Source organism: Microbacterium sp. (assembly GCF_039812165.1).
GTDB lineage: Bacteria > Actinomycetota > Actinomycetes > Actinomycetales > Microbacteriaceae > Microbacterium.
Genome location: NZ_JBDIAB010000171.1, coordinates 1 through 6087, shown reverse-complemented (window position 1 = coordinate 6087; position 6087 = coordinate 1). Strand labels below are relative to the sequence as shown.

The following is a 6087-nucleotide window of genomic DNA, read 5'->3' as shown; positions in this document are numbered from 1 at the left end:
TCGGGGCAGAACCCGGCGCGGCAGGCGGCGATCGGTGCGGGCATCGGGTGGGACGTGCACGCCGGATCGGTCAACAAGGTGTGCCTGTCGGGCCTGACCGCGGTCATCGACGCGACGCGCATGCTGCGGCTCGGCGACGCGACGGTGGTCGTCGCGGCGGGCATGGAGTCGATGTCGCAGGCCCCGCACCTGCTGATGGGCTCTCGCAACGGGTGGGCCTACGGATCGGTCGAGGTGCTCGACCACCTCGCCTACGACGGGCTCACCGACGCGTACGACCACGAGAGCATGGGCGCGTCCACCGAGCGCCTCAACGAGAGGTACGAGGTGACGCGCGAGGCTCAGGATGCCGTCGCCGCCCGCTCGCACCAGCGCGCCGCCGCCGCGACCGAGGCCGGGGTGTTCGACGCCGAGATCGTGCCCGTCGAGATCCCGCAGCGCCGTGGCGATCCGCTCGTGGTGACCGTGGACGAGGGCATCCGTCCGGAGACCACCGTGGAGACCCTCGCGGGGCTCCGGCCCGCGTTCGCCGCGGGCGGGACGATCACCGCGGGCAACTCGTCGCAGATCTCCGACGGCGCGTCGGCGGTCGTGCTCACCACCCGCAGTCACGCGGACGAGAACGGCTGGGAGGTGCTTGCGGTCGTCGGCGCGTCCGGGCAGGTCGCCGGGCCCGACAACTCGCTGCACGCCCAGCCCGCGCGCGCGATCGAGAAGGCGCTCCGCACGCAGGGGATCACGGCATCCGATCTCGACGTCGTGGAGATCAACGAGGCCTTCGGAGCGGTCGTCGCCCGCTCGCAGGCCGAGCTCGGACTCTCGGACGACGTCGTGAACGTCCACGGCGGCGGCATCGCCCTCGGCCACCCGATCGGCGCGTCCGGCAACCGCCTCGTCGTCCACGCCGTGCACGAGCTCGTCCGCCGCGGCGGCGGCACGGCCGCGGTCGCCCTCTGCGGCGGCGGCGGTCAGGGCGACGCCCTCATCCTCACCCGCTGACGCGCTGCCACGCCCCGGGCCGGCGCGCCCCTCCCGGCATCCACGGACCCCGCTTCCCGGCATCCACGAACTTCGCAGAATCTGACGAACTTCGCAGCATCGCGCGGAAATCGTGCGAAGTTCACGCGACTCTGCGAACCTCGTCGGCCGCACGGCAACGCGGAGCGTCCGCACCAGCGGACCTCAGGTGCGCCGCCGCCGGCGGGTCAGGCGCGGATGCGCTTCTTCAGGAGCTTCTGCTCCTTGCCGTGCACGGGGGAGTCGTCGGCGATCAGCGCGCCGCGCGACGCGCGGTAGGTGTCGACGATCGCGCCGATCGACAGCGCGAGCGTGATGCCCCAGCTGAGCCACGCGAGCGCGAGACGCCACGTGAAGGGCACGTCGCCGCGAACGCCGCGCAGCAGCGCCATCCCACTGGTGACGGCCGAGATGATGCCGGTTCCGAACAGGTACTTGCGCATGGGTCCACGCTACCCGGCGTCGACGCTCCCGGGCCCGCAATCCCACCGCGCTGTTAGCCTGGGAAAGGTCGACGTCAGGAGTATCCCCGTGGCAGAGAGTGCGTTCGTGGTCGTCGCCAACCGGCTCCCGGTGGATCGGATCGTCGACGCGGACGGGCACGACGCGTGGCGCGGATCGCCCGGCGGACTCGTCACCGCGCTCGAGCCGGTCATGCGCAAGGCCGACGGCGCGTGGGTCGGCTGGCCCGGCCAGCCCGACGTCGACGTCGAGCCGTTCGACTTCGACGGCATGCACCTCGTGCCGCTGCGCCTGAGCGCCGAAGACGTCGAGCGCTACTACGAGGGCTTCTCGAACGACACGATCTGGCCGCTGTACCACGACGTGATCGCGGCGCCCCGCTACCGCCGCATCTGGTGGGAGGCGTACGTGCGGGTCAACCGCCGGTTCGCCGAGGCCGCGGCATCCGTCGCCGCCCCGGGCGCCACCGTGTGGGTGCAGGACTATCAGCTCCAGCTCGTGCCGCGCATGCTGCGCGAGGCGCGCCCCGACCTGACGATCGGCTACTTCCACCACATCCCGTTCCCGGCCTACGGCCTCTACTCCCAGCTGCCGTGGCGCCGCCAGGTGCTCGAGGGCCTGCTCGGCGCCGACGTCATCGGGTTCCAGCGGGTGGCGGATGCCGGCAACTTCGCCCGCGCGGTCCGCCGCCAGCTGCACTACGAGACCAAGGCCTCCGGCATCCGGATCCCGCTGCCCGACGGCACGACCCGGCGCGCGCTCGCGAAGGCGTTCCCGATCTCGATCGACGCCGACGCGTACGTCGAGCTCGCCAAGCGCGCCGACGTGCGGGCGCGCGCCGCGGAGATCCGGGCGAGCCTCGGCAACCCGCGCACGATCCTGCTGGGCGTCGACCGCCTCGACTACACGAAGGGCATCCAGCACCGCATGAAGGCGTTCGGCGAGCTCCTCGCCGAGGGGCGCCTGTCGGTGGAGGACGTCACGCTCGTGCAGGTCGCGAGCCCCAGCCGCGAGCGGGTCGGCGCCTACATGGAGCTGCGCGACGAGATCGAGCTGACCGTGGGGCGCATCAACGGCGACCACGACACGATGGACCACACCGCGATCCGCTACCTGCACCAGGCGTACCCGCGCGAGGAGATGGTCGCGCTGTACCTCGCCGCCGACGTCATGCTCGTGACGGCCCTGCGCGACGGCATGAACCTCGTCGCGAAGGAGTACGTCGCGAGCCGCCTCGACAATCGCGGCGTGCTCGTGCTCAGCGAGTTCGCCGGCGCCGCCGACGAGCTCGGCACGGCGCTGCGCATCAACCCGCACGACATCGACGGACTCAAGGACGCGATCATGCGCGCGGTCACGATGTCGCCGGCCGAGCAGGGGCGCCGCATGCGCGCGCTGCGGCGCCGCGTGCGCGAGCACGACGTCGAGGACTGGTCGCGCGACTTCCTGCACGCGCTCGCGACGTTCCACGACGAGGGTGACGCGGCGTCGTGACGACCGAGCCGGTGAGCACGGCCCTCGTCCGCGTCGCCGCGGCCGACCGGCTGCTCGTGGCCCTCGACTTCGACGGCACGCTCGCGCCGCTGCGCGACGAGCCCATGCTCGTGCGCGCGCTTCCGGAAGCGGTGGATGCCGTCGCCGCGCTCGCGGCGCTCCCCGAGACCGCCGTGGCGTTCGTGTCCGGGCGCAGCATCGCCGACCTCCGGGTCATCGCCGAGCACCGGGACGACTCGCCGATCCACCTGGCCGGGTCGCACGGCGCCGAGCTCTGGATCGCCGGGCGCGGACCGCTCGCGCCGCCCGACGACGTCGACGCCCGCCGGCACGGCGAGGCGCTGCGCGGGCGCGTCGAGCGCGCCATCGCGGGGCTCGACGGCGCGTGGGTCGAGGCGAAGGCGTTCGGCTTCGCCGTGCACACGCGGGTGGCGGCGCCGGATGCCGCGGCCGAGGCGCACGCGATCGCCGACCGGATCGTCGCGGAGCACGCGCCGCACTGGCGGCGCCGCACCGGCCACGACGTCGTGGAGTACTCGTACCGCCACGAGGGGAAGGATGCCGCGATCGCCGCCCTGCGCGTGCGCCTGGGCGCGACGGCGGTGCTGTTCGCGGGCGACGACGTGACCGACGAAGACGCTCTGGCGAGCCTCGGGCCGGACGACCTCGGCATCCGGGTCGGTTCGGGGCCCACCGCGGCGACCGTGCGCGTCGCCGACATCGCGGGTCTTGCCGCGGCACTCCGCGCGCTCGCGCGGCTGCGGAGCACTCACCGGGAATAGACTGGCGGTCATGTCCCAGCCCGAGAACAGCACCTTTCCCGCGCCCGACGTGAAGCCGCGCAGTCGCGTCGTCACCGACGGCATCGAGGCGACGACGTCACGCGGCATGCTCCGCGCCGTCGGCATGGGCGACGAGGACTGGGACAAGCCGCAGATCGGCATCGCGTCGAGCTGGAACGAGATCACGCCGTGCAACCTGAGCCTCGACCGGCTCGCGCAGGGCGCGAAGGAGGGCGTGCACTCCGGCGGCGGCTACCCGCTGCAGTTCGGCACGATCTCGGTCTCGGACGGCATCTCGATGGGCCACGAGGGCATGCACTTCTCGCTCGTGTCGCGCGAGGTCATCGCCGACTCGGTCGAGACCGTGGTCATGGCCGAGCGCCTCGACGGCACCGTGCTGCTGGCCGGCTGCGACAAGTCGATCCCGGGCATGCTCATGGCGTCGGCCCGGCTCGACCTGTCGAGCGTGTTCCTCTACGCCGGCTCGATCGCCCCGGGCTGGGTGAAGCTGTCGGACGGCACCGAGAAGGACGTCACGATCATCGACTCGTTCGAGGCGGTCGGCGCGTGTCTGGCCGGCAAGATGAGCGAGGCCGACCTCAAGCGCATCGAGTGCGCGATCGCCCCGGGCGAGGGCGCGTGCGGCGGCATGTACACGGCCAACACGATGGCCTCGGTGGCCGAGGCCCTCGGGCTCAGCCTTCCCGGCTCGGCCGCGCCGCCCTCGGCCGACCGCCGCCGCGACTACTTCGCGCACCGCTCCGGCGAGGCGGTCGTGAACCTCCTGCGCCTGGGCATCACGACGCGCGACATCCTCACCAAGGAGGCGTTCGAGAACGCGATCGCCCTGGCGATGGCGCTCGGCGGCTCGACCAACGTCGTGCTGCACCTCCTCGCGATCGCGCGCGAGGCCGACGTCGAGCTGAGCCTCCACGACTTCAACCGCATCGGCGACAAGGTGCCGCACGTGGCCGACATGAAGCCGTTCGGCAAGTACGTCATGAACGACGTCGACCGGCACGGCGGCATCCCGGTCATCATGAAGGCGATGCTCGACGAGGGGCTCCTGCACGGCGACGCGCTCACCGTCACGGGCAAGACGCTCGCCGAGAACCTGGCCGAGCTCGACCCCGACCCCATCGACGGCACCGTCATCCACACGTTCGACAACCCGATCCACGCCACCGGCGGCCTCACGATCCTGCACGGCTCGCTCGCACCCGAGGGCGCGGTCGTGAAGACGGCGGGCTTCGACGCCGCGGTGTTCGAGGGCCCGGCACGCGTGTTCGAGCGCGAGCGCGCCGCGATCGACGCGCTGGCCGCGGGCGACATCGAGGCGGGCAGCGTGGTGGTCATCCGCTACGAGGGGCCCAAGGGCGGTCCCGGCATGCGCGAGATGCTCGCGATCACCGCGGCCATCAAGGGCGCGGGGCTCGGAAAAGATGTACTACTCTTGACGGACGGTCGATTCTCCGGCGGCACAACCGGCCTCTGCATCGGCCACATAGCACCCGAAGCGGTGGACGCTGGTCCCATCGCCTTCGTGCGCGATGGTGATCTGATACGGGTCGATATCGCAGCTCGCACGCTCGACCTACTCGTCGACGACGTCGAGCTGGGCTCTCGCCGCAGCGGCTGGGAGCCGCTTCCTCCGCGCTATACCCGTGGCGTCCTTGCCAAGTACTCCCGTCTCGTGCGTTCCGCCGCGGAAGGCGCGACGACGGGCTGAGCACCGGCACTCGCTTTCGATCTCTTCGAGGTAATCCATGTCATCCGACACCCTCGCGGCCGTGCCACGGCCGCCCGCCCGCAGTTCCTCCGCCCCCGTGATGACCGGTGCGGAGGCCGTCGTCCGCTCGCTGGAGCTCCTCGGCGTCACCGACGTCTTCGGGCTGCCCGGCGGGGCGATCATGCCCGTCTACGACCCGCTGCTCGACGACGAGGCCGTGCGCCACATCCTCGTGCGCCACGAGCAGGGCGCCGGCCACGCCGCCGAGGGCTACGCCGCGGCGACCGGCAAGACCGGCGTCGCGATCGCGACCTCCGGCCCCGGCGCGACGAACCTCGTCACCGCGATCGCCGACGCCTACATGGACTCCGTGCCCATCGTGTGCATCACGGGTCAGGTGTTCAGCCACCTGATGGGGACGGATGCCTTCCAGGAGGCCGACATCGTCGGCATCACCATGCCGATCACGAAGCACTCGATCCTCGTCACGCGCGCCGAGGAGATCCCCGGTGCCCTCGCGGCGGCGTTCGAGATCGCGTCGACCGGTCGCCCCGGCCCGGTGCTCGTGGACATCACGAAGGACGCGCAGCAGCTCCAGGCGCC

General features: G+C 72.0%; 6 protein-coding genes. 5 read left to right on the top strand and 1 reads right to left on the bottom strand.

From position 1 onward, the window contains the following. A partial coding sequence (locus tag WML84_RS11950; RefSeq protein ID WP_347346368.1) for an acetyl-CoA C-acyltransferase occupies positions 1 to 999 on the top strand: 999 nt, incomplete at its 5' end. A 206-nt stretch (positions 1000 to 1205) separates the two neighbouring features. Here WML84_RS11950 and WML84_RS11945 read toward each other — a convergent pair. After that, positions 1206 to 1460: a hypothetical protein gene (locus WML84_RS11945; RefSeq protein ID WP_347346367.1), complete on the bottom strand. Its 255-nt coding sequence runs from the start codon at positions 1458 to 1460 to the stop codon at positions 1206 to 1208. Positions 1461 to 1548: 88 nt separating this feature from the next. On the opposite strand from WML84_RS11945, the gene WML84_RS11940 reads away from it, so the two are divergent. From WML84_RS11940 to WML84_RS11925, 4 genes are all read left to right on the top strand, one after another. After that, positions 1549 to 2973: a trehalose-6-phosphate synthase gene (locus tag WML84_RS11940; protein WP_347346366.1), complete on the top strand. Its 1425-nt coding sequence runs from the start codon at positions 1549 to 1551 to the stop codon at positions 2971 to 2973. Further along, positions 2970 to 3755: a trehalose-phosphatase gene (otsB, locus tag WML84_RS11935; protein WP_347346365.1), complete on the top strand. Its 786-nt coding sequence runs from the start codon at positions 2970 to 2972 to the stop codon at positions 3753 to 3755. The genes WML84_RS11940 and otsB overlap by 4 nt, the downstream gene beginning before the upstream one ends. A gap of 10 nt (positions 3756 to 3765) precedes the next feature. Beyond that, positions 3766 to 5484 carry a dihydroxy-acid dehydratase gene (gene ilvD, locus WML84_RS11930; protein WP_347346364.1) on the top strand — a complete coding sequence of 573 codons (1719 nt, stop codon included), beginning with the start codon at positions 3766 to 3768 and terminating at the stop codon, positions 5482 to 5484. 37 nt (positions 5485 to 5521) lie between these two features. Further along, positions 5522 to 6087: thiamine pyrophosphate-binding protein (locus WML84_RS11925; RefSeq protein WP_347346363.1), on the top strand; the 566-nt coding region annotated here is incomplete at its 3' end.

Coding starts and splice junctions, on each gene's coding strand:
- WML84_RS11945 (WP_347346367.1), bottom strand. CDS start 1,460: ATGCGCAAGTACCTGTTCGGAACCGGCATCATCTCGGCCGTCACCAGT.
- ilvD (WP_347346364.1), top strand. CDS start 3,766: ATGTCCCAGCCCGAGAACAGCACCTTTCCCGCGCCCGACGTGAAGCCG.